The organism is Streptomyces sp. 35G-GA-8 (genome assembly GCF_023534745.1).
Lineage (GTDB): Bacteria > Actinomycetota > Actinomycetes > Streptomycetales > Streptomycetaceae > Streptomyces.
In genome coordinates, this window is sequence record NZ_JAMHJQ010000049.1 from 1 (window position 1) to 1,794 (window position 1,794).

General features: G+C 63.2%; 1 protein-coding gene. It reads right to left on the reverse strand.

Going from position 1 to position 1,794, the window contains the following annotated elements; translation table 11 throughout:
• Positions 1–48: 48 nt before the first annotated feature.
• Positions 49–1,611, reverse strand: a complete 1,563-nt coding sequence (locus M1203_RS39160) for a GMC family oxidoreductase (RefSeq protein WP_249954512.1) — start codon at positions 1,609–1,611, stop codon at positions 49–51.
• Between the last annotated feature and the right edge of the window lie 183 nt (positions 1,612–1,794).

Sequence of the window (1,794 nt, forward strand, 5' to 3'; positions counted from 1 at the left end):
AAGCCCCCGCCCTGCGCGTATCTCACACCACACAGCTACCGGCCCGACTCAGCCGCTGTCAGGCGAACTGTCCGACATCACTCGATCAAGTTCAGTAGCCCGTTCGGCAATAGCCAGGACAGTGGCGTTGGTATTTGCTGCAGGGAGTGACGGCATTACCGATGCGTCCACCACTCTGATTCCCTGAATACCGTGCACCTTCAGGTCCGAGTCGACCACTGCCCGCGATCCCGTTCCCATCGCACACGTGCCGGCCAAGTGGAAGTAACTGCCCGTTGCAAGTTTGACATAATCCTGCATGTCACTCACGGTTTCCAGCGGGTGGCCGAAGGCTTCCTCGCCCTGGCGCAATGAGGCCAGGGAATCGGCGCGGCCAATAGCCAGAGCGGCGCGGAGGCCGGCGACCATGCGGTCCAGATCACGAGATTCGGTGTAGAGCCCCAGGTCGATCAGCGGAGCCGTGGCCGGGTCCCGTCCGGCCAGGCGCACCGAACCCCGGCTCTCAGGTCGCATATACGAGAAGGCGATGCAGTAGCCGTTTGCACCGGAGAAGGTCCATGAGTCACTGCCCCAGGGTTCGCGTTTCGCGGCGGCGTCCCGGACCGGTAAAAGCAGCGGCACAGCGACGAGTTGCAGATCAGGCTCAGCGGTCGCCGAACTGCGGGTGAGGATGTACGGCGGGTACGGACTGGCGGCGGGGACAGGGGCCGACGTAGCGAACCCGACATGCGCATAGGTGTGGTCCTGGAGATTACCTCCGACGCCCGGCAGATCGTGAACGACCTCGATCCCTGCTTCGCGGAGATGAGCAGCCGGACCGATCCCCGACAGCTGCAGGATGTGCGGTGACCCAACTGCCCCGGCGCACAGAACGACTTCGCGGTCAGCTCCCGCCTGGACGCTCTGGCCGTCGACAACGTACTCGACACCGACGCAACGGCGGTCTTCCATCAGCAGCCGATGGACCGTGGCGTCCGTTGTCACGGTCAGGTTGGGGCGTTGCTGGACAGGCCGCAGGTATGCGTCCGCCGCACTCTGGCGTTTCCCTTGCACCAGATTGATCTCTGTCGGTGCCACTCCCTCCGATTCGGCACCGTTCCCGTCGGCGAGACTCTTGTGCCCGACCTCTTCCGCTGCGGTCAGGACCGCGCCGTAGAAGGCGTCGCGAGAAAGTGGGGTCGGCGGTTCAATCACCATGGGGCCATCGGTTCCGCGCCACCGGGTATCCATTCCTGTGGTCTGTTCACTCCGGCGGAAGGAGGCCAGCAAAGCCTGGAAATCCCACCCTTGAGCCCCGGATTTCCCCCAGGCATCGTAACTTGAGCGGTGGCCACGTATATGGTACGAGCCATTTATGGAACTGGAACCGCCCAGCGTCCGCCCGAGCGGAATGGGCACCGTCACATCATCCAGATTTTCCTGCGGCACGCTGGTAAAGGCCCAGTCGAACCGGCTTCCCCACAGATCGACGACGCTCTTTTCGTCGCCTGGCCGGTCACTTGACCCTGCTTCCAAGAGCAGGACGCTCACAGAGGGATCTTCGCTCAGTCTGGCCGCCATAACGGACCCGGCCGTGCCCGCTCCGACCACTATGTAGCCGTATTTCTTCACAGCGAACCTCCTCGCTCAGTGCCACCAAGTGCCCTTTACTGTCACCAGACGCGCGCTGTGGGGACTATAACTCGCCCCCCTGTACTAAGGGTTGTCCCGTAAGCGATCTTCGACCGGTTACGGTCAGAGCCCCGCACACGGGCGACCGAGCCCTGATGGCAGGATGATTGCCCCGACGATCCT